Source organism: Nonomuraea sp. NPDC052116 (assembly GCF_040680035.1).
Classification (GTDB): Bacteria; Actinomycetota; Actinomycetes; order Streptosporangiales; family Streptosporangiaceae; genus Nonomuraea; species Nonomuraea angiospora_A.
In genome coordinates, this window is the sequence record NZ_JBFAWA010000012.1 from 138,373 (window position 1) to 153,643 (window position 15,271).

Annotated in this window: 11 protein-coding genes; 4 read left to right on the forward strand and 7 right to left on the reverse strand. The window is 72.6% G+C overall.

What is annotated here, in order from left to right; translation table 11 throughout:
- Window positions 1–8: 8 nt before the first annotated feature.
- Entirely contained in the window at window positions 9–3,956 is a 3,948-nt protein-coding gene (locus AB0L65_RS24345) for a S8 family serine peptidase (RefSeq protein WP_364249045.1), read from the reverse strand.
- Between the two features lie 154 nt (window positions 3,957–4,110).
- Between AB0L65_RS24345 and AB0L65_RS24350 the strand changes: the two genes are divergently transcribed.
- Window positions 4,111–5,085, forward strand: a complete 975-nt coding sequence (locus AB0L65_RS24350; protein ID WP_364249047.1) for a helix-turn-helix domain-containing protein — start codon at window positions 4,111–4,113, stop codon at window positions 5,083–5,085.
- Window positions 5,086–5,095: 10 nt separating this feature from the next.
- Here AB0L65_RS24350 and AB0L65_RS24355 read toward each other — a convergent pair whose 3' ends face one another.
- Window positions 5,096–5,632 carry a GNAT family N-acetyltransferase gene (locus AB0L65_RS24355; protein ID WP_364249049.1) on the reverse strand — a complete coding sequence of 179 codons (537 nt, stop codon included), beginning with the start codon at window positions 5,630–5,632 and terminating at the stop codon, window positions 5,096–5,098.
- 51 nt (window positions 5,633–5,683) lie between these two features.
- Entirely contained in the window at window positions 5,684–9,172 is a 3,489-nt protein-coding gene (locus tag AB0L65_RS24360) for a WD40 repeat domain-containing serine/threonine protein kinase (protein ID WP_364249051.1), read from the reverse strand.
- Between the two features lie 90 nt (window positions 9,173–9,262).
- Here AB0L65_RS24360 and AB0L65_RS24365 point away from each other — a divergent pair, with 90 nt between their 5' ends.
- Together AB0L65_RS24365 and AB0L65_RS24370 are read left to right on the forward strand one after the other, a co-directional pair.
- The gene (locus tag AB0L65_RS24365) at window positions 9,263–10,369 is read left to right on the forward strand and encodes a histidine kinase (RefSeq protein WP_364249053.1); all 1,107 of its coding nucleotides are present in this window, start codon (window positions 9,263–9,265) and stop codon (window positions 10,367–10,369) included.
- Entirely contained in the window at window positions 10,309–10,947 is a 639-nt protein-coding gene (locus AB0L65_RS24370; protein ID WP_364249055.1) for a response regulator transcription factor, read from the forward strand. The genes AB0L65_RS24365 and AB0L65_RS24370 overlap by 61 nt, the downstream gene beginning before the upstream one ends.
- A gap of 15 nt (window positions 10,948–10,962) precedes the next feature.
- Here the strand turns inward: AB0L65_RS24370 and AB0L65_RS24375 are convergent, their stop codons facing one another.
- The 4 genes from AB0L65_RS24375 to AB0L65_RS24390 all read right to left on the reverse strand — a co-directional run bounded on the left by AB0L65_RS24375 (window position 10,963) and on the right by AB0L65_RS24390 (window position 13,533).
- Window positions 10,963–11,946 carry an FkbM family methyltransferase gene (locus tag AB0L65_RS24375; protein ID WP_364249057.1) on the reverse strand — a complete coding sequence of 328 codons (984 nt, stop codon included), beginning with the start codon at window positions 11,944–11,946 and terminating at the stop codon, window positions 10,963–10,965.
- 51 nt (window positions 11,947–11,997) lie between these two features.
- Window positions 11,998–12,768 (reverse strand): DUF2267 domain-containing protein, encoded by a 771-nt coding sequence (locus AB0L65_RS24380; RefSeq protein ID WP_364249059.1) that lies wholly within the window; start codon window positions 12,766–12,768, stop codon window positions 11,998–12,000.
- Between the two features lie 83 nt (window positions 12,769–12,851).
- Window positions 12,852–13,082 (reverse strand): three-helix bundle dimerization domain-containing protein, encoded by a 231-nt coding sequence (locus tag AB0L65_RS24385; RefSeq protein ID WP_364249061.1) that lies wholly within the window; start codon window positions 13,080–13,082, stop codon window positions 12,852–12,854.
- A 91-nt stretch (window positions 13,083–13,173) separates the two neighbouring features.
- Complete coding sequence (locus tag AB0L65_RS24390; RefSeq protein WP_364249063.1) at window positions 13,174–13,533, reverse strand: luciferase family protein; 360 nt, start codon at window positions 13,531–13,533, stop codon at window positions 13,174–13,176.
- Window positions 13,534–13,757: 224 nt separating this feature from the next.
- Here AB0L65_RS24390 and AB0L65_RS24395 point away from each other — a divergent pair, with 224 nt between their 5' ends.
- Window positions 13,758–15,176, forward strand: coding sequence for an alkaline phosphatase PhoX (locus tag AB0L65_RS24395; RefSeq protein WP_364249065.1), 1,419 nt, complete (start codon window positions 13,758–13,760; stop codon window positions 15,174–15,176).
- Window positions 15,177–15,271: the final 95 nt, after the last annotated feature.

Below are 15,271 nucleotides of genomic sequence, written 5' to 3' on the forward strand. Positions count from 1 at the left end.
TCCGGTGCTCACTTCACGAGGTAGGCGTCGGAGAGGATCTGCTGGACGGAGTTGCCGTCCTTGTCCTGCGCCTCGACCTTGATCGAGATGCTGCCGGGGCCCTTGGGGTTGAGCACCAGCACCTTGCCGCCGGGCAGCACCGTGGCCCGGGTCCAGTGCGCGCCCATGTCGCCGGAGATCCAGGCCGCCCGCAGCGACGACGAGCGGCCACCCTCGGTCCTGACGGTGAAGGCGAACGGCCGGCCGCCCTGGACCGTGTCGTTCTCCGGCAGCCCGAGCTCGTACCGCAGCCGGATCATCGGCACCTGCGCGCAGGGCTGCTTGTCCTCCCACAGCACGGAGTCCAGGCAGGGGTAGGGGTTGCTGTCGCCCGTGGGGCGGGCGGAGCGGAACGTCCAGCTGGTCTCCACGCCGGTGCCGGCGTGCTTCCCGGGGAAGGCGTCCTTCCACGAGCTCGTCAGCCGGTACGTGCCGGACCCGGCGGGGACGCCGTAGTAGGGCACGCCCAGGTCGTCGTACTGCGGTTTGACCTCGGCGGCGCCGCTGAACAGCCGGAGCTCCTCGGTCCCCGGAGCGCCCTGGTACATGTGGGTCGGGTCGGAGGCGTCGGAGTAGTAGCCGAAGCCGATCGGGCTGAGCGCGCGCAGCCGCAGCCGGTCGCCCTGGCGGCAGCCGTCGCAGTAGATGGTGGGGGTGACCCAGTCCGGCAGTCCGGCGCCGGCTGCGAACTGCGAGGGCATGATGGCCTCGTTCCAGTCCTCCCGCTCCTTGGTGGCGCCGTTGAAGCCGCGGGCCGAAGCGGCGAAGCGCGCGCCGCCCGAGGCGGGGTCGATGAAGGTGAACTCGCGCTCCCACAGCACGTCCCGGCCGGGCGCGTTGTAGTACTCGGTCCTCGCCGTGGGTCCGGCGAAGGCGTGCGAGCCGCGGATGCTGAAGCGCTGCTCGGGGTTGTAGGTGTGGTTGACCTCGGTGAAGTTCGTGTACGGGCCCCACGTGCCGGGCTGGGGGGCGAACCGGGCGTGGTAGGTGGTGTCGATCTCGGTGAGGTCGCGCGCCTTCGGGGCGAAGCTCAGCTTGCCCGCCGTGGTCCCCTTCACGTAGTAGGCCAGCTTGTACTCGAACGGGGTGGTCGGCGTGACGCGCAGGGCGGCGCTCGGGTACGGCTTGCGGGCCAGGGCCTTGCCGAGCCGGTCCGCCTCGCCGCTGTCGATCCACAGCACCGGGATCTTGTTGTGGTCCGCGTAGTGCGAGTCGCTGAGCAGCCAGGCGAACCGGTCGCTGGTGACCACGCCGGCGGCCCCCACCTTGATCGCCAGGTCCACGTCGGCCGTGAAGAGGTCGAGCGAGTCCCTGGCCGGGAGGTAGACGAGCTTGCCGCGCGCGTCCGCGCCGCCGCGCAGGTCGTCGCCCGTGGTCAGGCTCAGGCGCTGGTCGGCGGCGAACTTCGGCACCAGCGGATCGTGCTCGCTGACGTAGTGCGGGTTGAGCCGGAGCCCCGGCACGGCCAGCTCGACCTCCGGTGCCCGGCGGATCTGGTCGAACAGCACCGTGGAGGTGCCCACCGTGGGCGCCTTGCGCACCGGCGTGACCCAGAACCTGCCCCTGCTGACCGGCTCGTAGCTGAGCAGCGACGCGCCCGCGTACATCTGGCCCGAGGCGGTCGTGCGGGCGACCATCAGGTTCATGAACACCGGCTCCGACGTGCGCGGCGTGCTCACCTGGATCTGCTCGACCTCGGTCGCGTCCAGGGTCACCGTGGTGTCGCCGTCGAGCTTGATCTCGGGGGCGAGCAGTGTGGCGTACTGGATCTGCCGGTCCGGCCTGGTGTACCACCAGGGCATGTCGCCGATGGAGTAGACGCCGCCGTGCGCGAGCTTGAGCTCGGTCTCCACCGTGCCGGGCGTGTCGGTGGTCCGCCAGTTACCGGTGGCCGTGGTCATCGGCTCGCCCTGGAGGAGCGGGTCGGTGTCGCTGACCCGGAGGGCGGTCAGGACCCCCGGGTTGAGCGTCCATTCCGGCTTTCCGACCAGCCTGACGCGTACGGTGTCCAGCTTGGCGCCCTTGTGCAGGGCGATCGGCGCGGTCAACCGGGTCGTGCCCGCGGTGGCCGTCAGGCGGCCCTCGTACCAGCCGGGGTCGCCGAGCGTGGGCTCGATGGTGAGGTCCGCGCTCGCGGTGCCGCCCGCGGGGACGGTCAGCGACGACGGGGTGAGCGTGGCCATCCCGGCGGGCGGCTGGGCGTCACCACGCTTGAGCGTCATCGACAGGGCCAGCGTGACGGGGTCCTTGCCGGTGTTGCGGAAGGTCACCTTCCTGGCCAGCGTCTGGCCGGTGTACGGGTCGGTGAACCCCGCGTGCACCGTCGCGAGGTCGTCGAAGACCTGCTGGGTGACGGCCTGCCCGATGTCCAGCCGGCCCGAGCCCTGGTCGTAGACCGTGCCGTCGGTCGGCTTCGCGGTGCCCGTCAGCGCGGTCTTGAGCTGCTCGGGCGTCCAGTCGGGGTGCTGGACGGCGAGGATTGCGGCGGAGGCGGCCACGTGCGGGGCGGCCATCGAGGTGCCGGACGCCGCGGTGTAGTTGTCGTCGATCGGGCCGCCGCCCGGGACGCTGCTGCCCTCGCCCAGCGAGGTGCCCGCCGCGCGCGCGGCGATGATGTTCACGCCGGGGGCGGTGATCTCCGGCTTGATCGCGAAGTCCTCGCTCAGGCGCGGGCCGCGGCTGGAGAACGAAGCGATCTTGTCGGCCGAGTCCACCGCGCCGACGGTGAGCGCCGAGGTCGCCGCGCCGGGGGAGGCGATGGTGTACCGGCCGGGGCCCGAGTTGCCCGCAGCGACCACGAACAGCGTGCCGTACTCGGCGGTCAGCTCGTTGGCCGCCTGGCTCAGCGGGTCGGTGCCGTCGGTCGGGCTGCTGCTGCCCAGGCTCATGTTGACCACCCGGGCGCGCTCGGTGGCCGCCTGCCACTGCATCGCCGCGATGATCTCGGAGTTGTTGCCGCTGCCCGTGTCGTCCAGGGCCTTGGCGATGGTCAGCTTGGTGCCGGGGGCGACGCCCTTGTACTTGCCGCCGGAGGCGGCGCCGCTGCCGGCGATGATCGACGCCACGTGGGTGCCATGGCCGACCCGGTCGGTGACCTCGTCGGGGTTGCCACCGCCCGGCATGCCGGCCGGGACGAAGTTGCGGGACGCGACGATCCTGCCCTGCAGGTCGGGGTGCGCCAGGTCGATGCCGCTGTCGATGATGCCGACCTTGGCGCCCGTGCCGTCGTAGCCGGCCGCCCACGCCGCGGGGGCGCCGATCTGCGGGTTGCTGACGTCGTCGAGCGCCTTGGCCTTGCCGTCGAGCCACACCTTGCGCAGGCCGCTCGTCAGGGCCCTGGCGTCGTTCCGGCCTCCGCCCAGGGACTGCCAGAACGCGGCGGCCTGCTTCTTGTCCACCTTGATCGCGGCGCCGTCGATGCTCTCCAGCACCATCGGCTCCGTGCCGCCCTTCAGCGACCTGGCCTTGCCCGCCAGGTCGGCGGCCTTGGTCTGCGGCTGGTACTGGACGATGAGCGGCAGCTGCGCGGTCTTGGCGTCGCCGTAGCCGTTGGCCGCCAGGTAGTCGACGTTGAACAGCTCCTTGTCCAGCAGGCCCCCGTTGACGTAAGGGGCGGCGTCAGCGGGGATCACGTAGTAGCCGTGGTCGTCCTGCTGGGCCTGGTACGTCCGCGCCTCCGCACCCTCGACGGGCTCCAGCGTGGCCGAGGCGCGGCCCGAGGCGTCCTTCGCGTAGGTGACGGTGTCCCCGGTGATCAGCGTGATCTTGACCGGCAGGCCGGTCACCGGCGCGTTCACCCTCGTGGTCGCCGTCGTGACGGTCGCCGCGACGGCCGCCTGCGGGACCGCGGCGAGCGGCGCCGCGAGTAAGGACGCGAATAAGGCCACGAGTCCGCGGCGCCGGGGGGTGGACAGCATACGCACACCTTTCTCCAGACCTGGGAAACGCCGGAGATCGTTTCCTCGCTGACCTAATCTGGGATTGAGTCAGGGCACAAGTCCGCCGAACGGGCCAAAACCCGCCAGGTGGCGGTAACCCGCCATCCCTGAGGCGGGAGGAAGGGCGTCGCCGATGCTCAAAGCGATCGGCCTGTCACCGGCAGAGAGCCGCCTGTACGCGACGCTCGTCGAGAACCCGCGATCATCCGCCGCCGAACTCGCCACGCACTGCGGCGTCTCGACGCCCCTGGCGGCCCGGACGCTGGCGGCCTTCGCGCGGCGCGGCCTGGCCAGCAGGTTGCCGGGCCGCCGCGCCCGTTACGTCGCCGTCGCCCCGGACATCGCCTTCAGGCCGCTGCTCACCCGCCAGGAGGAGGAGCTCCACCAGGTGCGCACGGCCATCCACGAGCTCACCACGTCGTTCCACCTGGCCTCCCGCTACGCGGCGCACCCGGCCGAGCAGGTCGAGGTCGTCACGGGGACCGACAACATCATCAGCAGGGCGTACGCGCTCCAGGACAGCGCGCAGACCATGTTCCGCAACATCGACAAGCCCCCGTACGTCATGCGCGGCCACGCCGACAACGTCGAGCGCGAGCGGCGCATGCTCAGGTCGGGCATCGACTACCGCAGCGTGTACGACCTGGAGTCGCTGGCGCTGCCCGGCAAGCTGCGGCTCGTCCAGGACTCCGTGGCCCACGGCGAGAAGGCCCGCGTGGTGGCCGGGGCGGCGGCCAAGATGTGGATCGCCGACGACGCGCTCGCGCTGATCCCCATCCGCAACGGGGCGTACTCCATCGACGCGGCGTTCATCCTGCACCGGTCCGCCCTGCTCGACGCGCTGATCGCGCTGTTCGAGCTCGAGTGGCGGCGGGGGTTCCCGCTGCGCGGGGAGCCCCGGCCCGCCGCCGGCCCCGGCGAGCCCGACGAGCTGACCAGGGACCTGCTCGCGCTGCTCGCGGGCGGCCTGACGGACGAGGCCATCGCGCGGGCGCTGGGGCTCGGGCTGCGCACCGTTCAGCGCCGCATCCACGCCGTCATGCAGGAGCTGAACGCCATCACCCGCTTCCAGGCGGGGCTGGCGGCCCGGGAGCGCGGCTGGATCTAGAGCCCGGTCATCACGCGTCCGGACGGGTCAGGGTGAAGACCGACGCCCGCGACTGCGGGTAGAAGCCGGCCGGCAGCGGGCCCGCCTCCCGCCACCCGAGCCTGCGGTAGAGGCCGGCGGCCGGCGCGCCGGGGTCGGTGATGAGCCAGGCGGAGGGCCGGCCGGCGGTCATCCCGTCGAGCAGCCGCGCGCCGATCCCCTGGCCCTGGTGGCCGGGGTGGACGAAGAGCTCGACGACCTCGAAGGCGCCGCGGGTCAGCGCGGTCGCCGCGGGCAGGCCGAAGGCCGTGACGAGGGCGTCATAGACGCGGTTGCCGCTCAGCTCGTCCGGGGTCGGCCAGCCGTAGCAGACGCCGGTGAGCCGGTCGGCGTCGTCGGTCGTGGTCAGCGCGCTGAAACCCGGTTTGGCGGCGCCCGCGGCGAGCTTGGCGGGATAGCGGCCGAGCTGCTCGGGAGTCTCCGACCACGGCGGGGCGGCGTAGCAACGCCGGTAGAGGTCGATGATCTGAGTGGATATCGCGGTGATGCCAGGTCCGTCGTGACGCATGCGCGAAGCCTAATTGCGAGTAGTTCGCAAGAGCAAGAGCCATGCATTCTGTCACCGGGGCGCGCACACGTCCTGGTACGGCACGTCCGGGAGGTACCGGTCCCATTCGGCGGGCGTGAGCGGGCGACCCGCCCGCGCGCACACCTTCCCGATCATCAGCGCGTCGCCGACGGGCACCTCGCGCACGGCCCCGGCCACCAGGCCGTCCTGCATGCCGACGTACAGGACGTTCCCGTCGGCGCCGAAGGCCATGGACGAGGGGGCGAACTCCCCGACCCGGTACGAGCTGCCGAGCCGGCGCCTGGACCGGACGTCCCAGAGCTCGAGCACGCCCTCGTCGGTGGACGTGGCGAGGATCCTGCCGTCCGGCGAGAAGACCATGACGTCGCTGGCGCCGGCGGCGCGGGGCAGGACGGGACGCAGCGGGGTCGGGCCCTTGACGTCCCACAGCCCGATCCGGTGGGTGGCGGACTCCTGGACGGCCAGGAGCCCGTCACGGCTGACGGCCAGCGTGCCGGCGTCGCCGAGCCCGGAGCCGACGGCCTTGCCGGTCATCACGTCGACGAGCCTGCCGTCCCCCGAGACGAACACCTGCCGTCCCGGAAGGAAGGGGCCGACGCTCAGCCGGGTCTTGTACGCGGCCACCGCGCGGCCGTCGGCGGCGTCCACCACGACCATGCTCATCAACGGACTCTCGCCCAGCAGGAGGGTGACGGCGATCCTGCGCCCGTCGGGGGTGAAGTTGACGTACGCCGGCTGGTAGTCGCCTTCCCCCACCCGCTTGGACCAGAGTTTCCTCCTGGTCGCCAGGTCCCACAGGGTGATCGTGCGGTCCATGCCGGCGACGGCCAGCCTGGTGCCGGCGTCGTCCATGCCCAGGATGGACCCTTCCTCCCCGACGCGCAGGCGGCCCGCCTCCTTACGCGTCCGCAGGTCGAACACGCTCAGCTCGGCGCCGTTCGTCCAGGACACCGCCCAGTGGGCGTCGCGGCTGAGCGTCGGGGTGTCGGGCAGGGCGACGGACGGGGTGCGCGGCACGAGGTCCACGCTGATGACGGTGTCGTCGACGAGGTAGCGCAGCGTCCTGCCGTCGGGGTCGAAGCGGACGTCGCCGAACTCGCCCTCGGCGCGGTAGCGCAGGACGGTCCGCTGGTCGCCGATCCGCATGACCTCCAGGTCGCGGCCGTAGAAGCCGGCGATGTAGCGCCCGTCGGCGCTGAACCGGAGCCGTCCGGAGTCGTGGCAGATCCCGCAGTTCAGCGTTTCCTTCAGCTTGTGCGGGCGCCCGGTGACGGCGTCCACGAGGACGATGTCGCCCGCGACGTCGGAGCAGGCCAGGGTCTTTCCGTCCGCGCTGTAGGCCGCCAGCACGTGGTTCTTCACGCAGGCGGGGAAGGGGCGCTCGGTGGTCCAGCCGGGCAGGGCGATCTGGTCGAACCGGTAGCCGGGCAGCAGCAGGTGTCTCCCCGTCGGATCCACGAGCGGCGCGGGGGTCTGCGCCATCGTCCGGTCCGCGTAGACCATCCGGCCGAACTGCTTCCCGGTGGTCACGTCGATGAGGAAGGGGACGTCGTCGGCCATGGTGACGACGAGCGTCGTCTCGTGCTCGCCGAACACGACGCCGTAGCCGCCGTTCCCGGTCGGCTCAAGAGATCTGCGCACCAGCGTCCTGCCGGTCTTCAGGTCCCAGACGCCGAGCTCGTCCGAGGTGGTCTGGGCGAGCAGGCGCCCGCTGCGGCTGAGCGCGGGGCCCTGGATGATCGTCCCGCGCAGGGTCATGCCGGGCCAGCTCGCCGTCCGCCGGCCGGTGCGCACGTCGTAGACGTTGACGCCGCCCTCGCTGAAGCTGACCAGCGTGCGCCCGTCGCGGCTCAGCGTCCGCCGGCCCATGCCCTTGACCGGCGGGTCGCGGAAGGCGGCCGTCTCCAACTGCTGGAGCGAGCCCATCAGGCTGGAGCGGGCCTCCGGCTGCGGCGAGACCCGGTACGCGGCCACGCTGAGCAGCATCGCCAGGCCCGGATCGGCGGTGCGCATGCGGTCGGCCTCGGCCGCCACCTGCTTGGCGGTCAGGATGTCGAGCCGCTCGACGGCCTGCCGGCGCTGCCACACGGCCAGCCCGCCCGCCACCAGCGCCACCGCCAGCAGCCCGGCCAGCGCCGACGTCACCAGCGTCCTGCGCCGGCTGCGCCTTTTGGTCAGCTCGGTGCCCGCACGCAGGAAATCGCGCTCGAACGGGGTCAGCGTCAGGTGCCTGCGGCCGGTCGCCGCCCAGCTCAGCGCCTGTTCCAGGCGGCTGCCCTGCAGCACGTCGCCGTCGCGCCGGCCGTGCTCCTCCCAGTGCCGCGCCGCCGCGTTGATCTCGTCCAGCATCGCCAGCCCGGCGCGCTCGGCCTCCATCCACGTCCGCAGGCGCGGCCAGGCCCGCACCAGGCCGGGACGCGCCAGCGCCACCGACCCGTCCCTGGTGGTGACCACGTACGAGAACGCCTCCAGGATCCGCTGGACGGCCGCCGCCTCGTGGTCCGGCCGGCCGCCGAACAGCTCCTCGTGGCCGGCCCGCCGCAGCGTCTCCTGGCCCTCGGCGTTCACCGCGACCAGCCGCAGGAACACCTCGGCCGCCAGGTCGCGCGCCTCCGGGCCGAGCGAGCCGTAGGCGTCCTCGGCGATCGCGCCCAGCGCGGGGTCGTCCCGGTCGGGCGCCCGCATCCCCCCGGCGCGGCGGCTGCCGGCCGCCAGCAGCCCGCCCACGTCGGTCCCGTCGCCGCTGACCAGCGCCAGCAGCAGGTCGCGGGCGGACGGCCGGGCCCGCGGATCCTTCTCCAGCGCGGCCTCGATCAGCGTGGCCAGCCCCGGGGGCAGCGCGCTCACGTCGGGGTGGTGGGTCAGCACGCGGTGCATGACGCCGCCCAGGTTCTCGCCGCCGAAGGCGTCCTGCCCGGTGGCCGCGAACACCATGATCGCGCCCCACGCGAAGACGTCGGCCGCCGTCCCCGCCCGCTGCCCGGTCAGCACCTCGGGCGCCATGTAACCGGGCGTTCCGGCCAGCTCGCCGGTCCTGGTCAGCGACATCTCCGCCGTCCTGGCGATGCCGAAGTCGATCACCCGCGGCCCGTCCGGGCCGAGCAGCACGTTGTCCGGCTTCAGGTCGCGGTGGACGACGCCCGCCTCGTGGATCGCGGTGAGCGCCGTGGCCACCGCCGTCCCCAGCCGGTGCAGGTCGTCGCCGGTGAAGCGCCGCCCCTCCCGTACGGCCTCGCGCAGGCTCGGGCCCGGCACGTACTCCGAGACCAGGAACGGTTTGCCGCCGTCGAGATCGGCCGCCAGCAGCCGGGCGGTGCAGAACGAGGCCACCCGCTCCGCCGCGGCCGCCTCCTTGGCGAAGCGCCCGCGGTCACCCGCCGCGTGCAGCACCTTCACCGCCACCCGCCGCCCGTCGGGGTCGTAGGCGTCGTAGACGACCCCCTGACCTCCCGCGCCGAGCCGCCCGGCCAGCCAGTAGTCCCCGATCTGCTGCGGATCTCCCGCGATCAGCGCCTCCACGGCGGGTTAGATGCCCCCGGATCCGCCAAAGTTGCGGTGAGCACGCGGGGAGTTCCGGTCGGTGTCCGGTCTGCGCGTATCGTCGGTCCGGTGAGCTTGATGTGGGTCGCCGACGCCATGCCGGCGCTGGCAGCGGTCTCGTGCGTGGCGGCCACGTCGTTCCGCCCGCGGCTCAGGTCGCGCCTGCCCGCGCTGACGCTCCTGGCCGCGGCCGTCTCCCTGGCCGTCACGCTCGCCCACGTCATGGGCGTGGTGGAGGCGGCGCCCGGCGCCGACGCGCTGGGGATGGCCGAGGGGCTGGCGCTCGCGGCGCTGGCCGGTCTGGTCGTCCGGTACGCGCCGCCCCGGCGGGCGGCCCCGGCCGCGTCGGCGGCGGGCCTGGCCGGGGCCGTCTGGCTGCTGCGGTTCTTCTTCCCGGTCTCGTGGCTGGAAGCGGTGGGCGCGTCCGCGTTCTGGGGCCTGGGCGCGCTCCTGGCCGCCGCCGTGGGCGGCTACCTGCGCTTCCTCGACGTACGGCAGGCGCGCGCGGCGGCCGACGCCCGGACCGAGCTGCGGCTGCGGCTGGCCCGGGACCTGCACGACTTCGTCGCCCACGACATCAGCGAGATGGTGGCGCACGCCCAGGCGGGCATGGTGGCGGGCGATCCGCTGGACGCCCTCGAACGCGTCGAGGCGGCCGGCCAGCGCGCCCTGTCGATGCTGGACCGGACCCTGGACACGCTGCACCACGACCGGCCCCTCACCCCCGCGGGAGACCTCGACGGCGTCCGCGCCGCCGCCGAGCGCTTCTCCGAGGCGGGACCCGCCGAGGTCCGCCTGCGCATGGACGCGTTGCCGGCGGTTCCCGCGGACACCGGGGCCCTGGCCTACCGGATCGTGATCGAGGGGCTGACCAACGTGCGGCGGCACGCCCCGCGGGCGGCCCGGCTCGACCTCGCCGTGACCGCCGGGTCCGGCGCGCTCGAGATCACCATGACCAACGACGGCGTGGCGGGAACGCGGGGCGGCCGGCGAGGCGGCTCCGGCCTGCCCGCGCTGGCCGCGCTCGTCCGGGAGCAGGGCGGTGACCTGGTGGCGCGGGCCGTACCGGACGGGTGGTCGCTGGCCGCCCGCCTGCCGCTGGCACAATCGCCGGGGTGGCCATCCGCATCCTCATCGCCGACGACCAGGAAGGCATCCGCGCCGCCTTCCGGCTGATCCTCGACGCCCAGCCCGACATGACCGTCGTGGCCGAGGCCGCCGACGGCCGGGCCGCGATCGAGACCGCCCGGGCGATCGGGCCCGACGTCGTGCTCGCCGACATCCGCATGCCCGGGGCCGACGGCATCGAGGTGGCCCGCGCGCTGGCCGGCACCGGCATCCACGTCGTGATCGTCACCACGTTCGGGCTGGACGAGTACGTCGACGCGGCGCTGCGGCACGGCGCCTCCGGGTTCATCCTCAAGCGCTCCGGCCCCGCGCTGCTCGTCGAGGCCGTCCGGGCCGCGATGAACGGCGACATGCTCATCAGTCCCCAGCTCACCGTCCGGCTGCTCCGCCAGCGCGGCCTGCCCGAGACACCCCCCGGGGCGCCGCACGTCGTCCTCACCGAGCGCGAGGACGAGATCGTGGCGATGGTGGCGCACGGCAGGACCAACGCCGAGATCGCCGCGGAGCTCTTCCTCGCTCCGGGCACGGTCAAGAACCACATCGCCGCGATCCAGCGCAAGATCGACGCCAGGAACCGGGTCGCCATCGCCGCGTGGGCCTGGGCCACCGGCAGGGCCGAGCAGTGATCCCTCAGTGATCCCTCAGGGTGAGCCGAGGCCGTGCCACTGCCGCAACGCGTCGAGGTGCTCCGGCCTGCCGACGGCGGCGAGGTTGGAGCGGTAGAGGCCGATCGCGTGCGGGTCGTCGAGCTCGGCCCGCGTGCACGGCCGCAGGACGTTTTCGAGCTCGTCGATCACGAAGACCCAGGGGTAGCGGTCGAAGACGAGGTCGAGCAGCTCGCCCGCGGCGCAGCCGCAGTTCTCCTGGAGCTCGGGATGCACCTCGAACAGCAGCGCCGGCAGCGCGGCCAGGCTCTCGGCCGCGCCCCGCAGCACGAAGCCCTCGTACCCCTCGACGTCGATCTTGATGAGGTCGGGCGGGCCGAGGCCGCCGTCGGCGAGGTAGGCGTCGATCGAGGTCATGGGCATGGTGAGGGTGCCCGCGGCGGTGCCGACGTTCGCCGCGGCGGCCGAGTGCTTGCCCGTCTGCTCGCCCGACAGGTGCACGGTCAGCCGGCCCGGCGCCGCCCCCACGGCCACGGGCTCGATGGTCACGCGGGCGGCGAGGTCGTTGCGCTCCACGTTGCGCCGCAGGTAGCCGAGGTTCTCCGGCACCGGCTCGAAGGCGATCAGGCTGCCGTCCTCGGGCAGGCGCGCCGCGCCGGTGCAGGTGTAGACGCCGATGTTCGCCCCCACGTCGAGGACGGAACGGCTGATCGAGGCCAGCCGCTCGAAGACGCCGACCTCGAACTCCTCGTAGTACCCCGCCGAGACCGAAGGCATGATCGTCGCGTCCCACGCGGGGCCGGTCAGCACGACGCCCCGGTAACGCGCCTCGGCGTCGCGGTCGCCGGTGGCCACCCCCAGCCGGAACACCGTGTGGTAGAGGCGGTTGACCAGGGCGAAGCGCCGGATGCTGCGACCGCGCAGGAGCCTGCGGGCCAGAGGGCTCCGGTTCGCCGCCCTGGCCGCCCGCATCACCCGGATGGCGAGCCCCTGCCGTAGCCGCTTGATCAAGGTGACCATGAAAGGCATTCTGCTCGAACAGCCGTCAAATATTCGTGTAAATGGTGATTGTCAGGGACGTGGTAGCAGGATCCGGTATTCGTCGGGCAGCCGGCCCGCCAGGTCGGCGTACTCCTCGCCGGCGATCGACTCGCGCAGCATGGTGAAGACCGCCTTGGCGTGCTCGCGAGCCCGCTCGGGGGAGATGCCCTCGCGCGCGGCGATCCTGTGGACGAACTCCTCCAGCGGGACCTCCCGGCCGGAATCCCCGCCCACCCCGCGCTTCAGCGGCGCGTGCAGCTGGACGGGCAGTTGGCCGACCAGGTCCTCGACCTTGCCCGGGGCGATGCGCTCGGCGAGCGTCTCCAGCGCCGCCTCGGTGGCCCGGCGCGCGCCCGAGTAGTCGAGCCCGGTCCGTTCCGCGACCCCGGCCAGGAACTCCCCGGCCGGCACGATCTCGACGTACCCGCGTCCGGCCTCCGCGACCAGGGCCTCGAAGTCGTCCGGGAGGTCGGCCGCCATGTCGGCGAACTCCTCGGGGCTCACCGCCTGCCCCATCGCCCAGAAGACCGCGCGGGTGTGCCGCCCGGCCGTCTCGACGTCGATCCCGGCGCGCTCGGCCACCCGCCGCAGGAACTCCTCGATGCCGAAGGTCTCGGGGTCCCGTTCGGTGTAGAGCCAGGGCATCGCCTCCGGGGGCAGCTCCCTGAGCAGGTCGCGGCTCTCGTCCTTGGAGAGCCGCTCGGAGAGCGTACGGAGCGTGGCCTGCACGGCGCGTTCGGCGGCCTGGGGTCCCGCCCCGGTCTGCTGCTCCACGATCTTGAGCAACTGGTCGTAGTACATCCCCGCTCCCCGCGCCGAGCCTGTCGTGTTCCGCCGGCTCAGCTACCCCGGAAAGGGAGACCGTCACCCGTCAGGCGGCCCCGTCAGCTGGTGCCGCCGCGCAGCAACTCCTTGGAGCCGCGCAGCAGCTCCTTGGAATCGTGTTCCACCAGCACCGGGATGAAATCGCGCACCGGGCTGTCGGTGAATCGGTCATAGGCCGCCCGCACTGCCGCCTCGACCTGCTCGGCCGAACGCGTTCCGGTGAATCTGGCGACCAGCCTGGTCACCACGTCCTGGATCGCCTCACGTTCGAGGCGCTCGTCGTACGCCATAATTTTGTCATAGCACGTTCCAAAGCCCCGCACCATAGAGCACTTTGTCGGTATAAATCAGTCAGCTTGGGCGGGCGGCCCATGCCCGATATCAGACGACCTCCGAGGCGGCGTGCGCCTTGATCGCCACGCTGGTCAGCGCCAGCAGCAGATCGAGGTCCGGCTCGGCCTCGACCCTCAGGGTCACCCACGTGTGGTCGGCGTCCACCTGGACCTGATCGCAGTCGCGCAGGTACGGTTCCAGCCGTTCGATCGCGGGCTCCGTCAGGCACAGGCGCACCTCGTCCGCGCCGGTCAGGCGCAGGATCTCGGTCCCGCGGACGGTGAAGGCCATGCCACGCCTGGTGTCGCTCAGCTCCAGGGCCGGCCAGGACAACAGCTGGGCCACCGCGCGGGCCACGTACGGCCCCCGGCGCCCGGTCGATCGCCGCCTGGCGGAAATGACTGTCACGTTTCCATGCTGATGCACCGCACCACTGACCCGCCATCGTCCGTTCTTCAACTGTTATCCGCGTCGTGAGAATTTCGAACCCCGACCCGCTCACCAGGGCGCCGGACGGAACCGGTTGTTCATCCGGCGTTCATCATGCGGACTGCGGGCGGCGCGGCGGCCGTCTCCGTGGCATCGTTGGGTCGGCTGGTGTACAAGCGCCCAGACGCTAGAGGAGATGTCCCGTGTCCTCACCTGTTGACCCTCACTCAATTCCTCGTCGTTCCTTCCTCGGCCGCGCCGCCGCGGGGAGCCTTGGCATCGCGTTAGCCGGCAGCATCGAGACCATCGCCGGTCCGGCCGCGCTCGCCGCCACCCGGCCCCCGCTCGGCTACGGCCCGCTGGTCCCCGACCCGGCCGGCATCCTGGCCCTGCCCGCCGGATTCTCGTACCGCGTCGTCGCGGAGGCGGGGGTGACGCTGCTGGAGAGCGGCGAGCCGACCCCGAGCGACGCCGACGGCACCGCGGCCTTCCCGCACGGCCGGGGTGCCACGCTGGTCAACAACCACGAGATCGGAGGCAGCGAGCCGTATCGGGTGCCGGCGCTGCCCGGCCTCACCTACGACCCCGGCGCCGGGGGCGGCACCACGAACATCGACGTCGACGCGCACGGCGAGCGGATCCGCGAATACGTCAGCCTGGCCGGCACCCACAACAACTGCGCCGGCGGCAAGACCCCGTGGAACACCTGGCTGACCTGCGAGGAGACCGAGCAGCGCGCCGGCGGGGCCTACCAGAAGGACCACGGTTACGTCTTCGAGGTCGACCCGTTCGACCGCGAGGCCAACCAGGACCCGGTGCCGCTGAAGTTCCTCGGCCGCTACTCGCACGAGGCCGTCGCCGTCGACCCGAGGACGTCGGCGATCTACCTGACCGAGGACGCCGGCGGGCCGAACGGGCTCTACTACCGGTGGACCCCGCCGAGGAAGTTCCACGGCCGCAAGGGCGCGCTGCGGGCGCTGGCGCTGTCCGAGGGCGGCGACACCGCGGGCAAGCTGGAGGCGCTGAGCTGCTACCGGGACGACACGCACATCGCCGACCTGTCGGAGGCGACCGAGCCGGGCACGCGCTTCAAGGCCCGCTGGGTGGAGGTGCCCGACCGTGACGCGAAGACCCAGTCGGTACGCCTGCAGTTCGCCAACGACCAGGTCACCCGCAGCCGCAAGCTGGAGGGCGCCTGGTGGGGCGACGGCGGCGCGTACTTCGTGGCCAGCTTCGCCCGGCACACCGACGGCAGCGTCAACGAGCACGACGGCCAGGTGTGGTTCTACGACCCGCGCACCGAGACGGTCACGCTCAAGGTCCTCTTCGGCGTCAACCCCGACCCGAGCCAGGACACCAACTACGACGGACCCGACAACATCACGGTCTCCCCGTACGGCGGGGTGATCCTCGCCGAAGACGGCGAGGGCATCCAGCACCTGGTGGGCGTCAGCGCGCACGGCAAGTCGTACCCGCTGGCCCGCAACGACCTCAACGACAGCGAGTTCACCGGCCCGACCTTCAGCGCCGACGGCCGCATCCTGTTCGCCAACATCCAGACGCCCGGCCACGTGTTCGCCATCACCGGCCCGTGGAAGCGCTCCGGGCACTCCGCCGACTGACGCCGGCCCGCCCTCCCGGCGCACGAGCCGTGCGCCGGGAGGACCCCGGTCGCGGGGAAAACCGCTCGACGGCCCTGGGCGTCACCCGCCACCAT

Coding starts and splice junctions, on each gene's coding strand:
- AB0L65_RS24345 (WP_364249045.1), bottom strand. CDS start 3,956: ATGCTGTCCACCCCCCGGCGCCGCGGACTCGTGGCCTTATTCGCGTCC.
- AB0L65_RS24350 (WP_364249047.1), top strand. CDS start 4,111: ATGCTCAAAGCGATCGGCCTGTCACCGGCAGAGAGCCGCCTGTACGCG.
- AB0L65_RS24355 (WP_364249049.1), bottom strand. CDS start 5,632: ATGCGTCACGACGGACCTGGCATCACCGCGATATCCACTCAGATCATC.
- AB0L65_RS24375 (WP_364249057.1), bottom strand. CDS start 11,946: ATGGTCACCTTGATCAAGCGGCTACGGCAGGGGCTCGCCATCCGGGTG.
- AB0L65_RS24380 (WP_364249059.1), bottom strand. CDS start 12,768: ATGTACTACGACCAGTTGCTCAAGATCGTGGAGCAGCAGACCGGGGCG.
- AB0L65_RS24385 (WP_364249061.1), bottom strand. CDS start 13,082: ATGGCGTACGACGAGCGCCTCGAACGTGAGGCGATCCAGGACGTGGTG.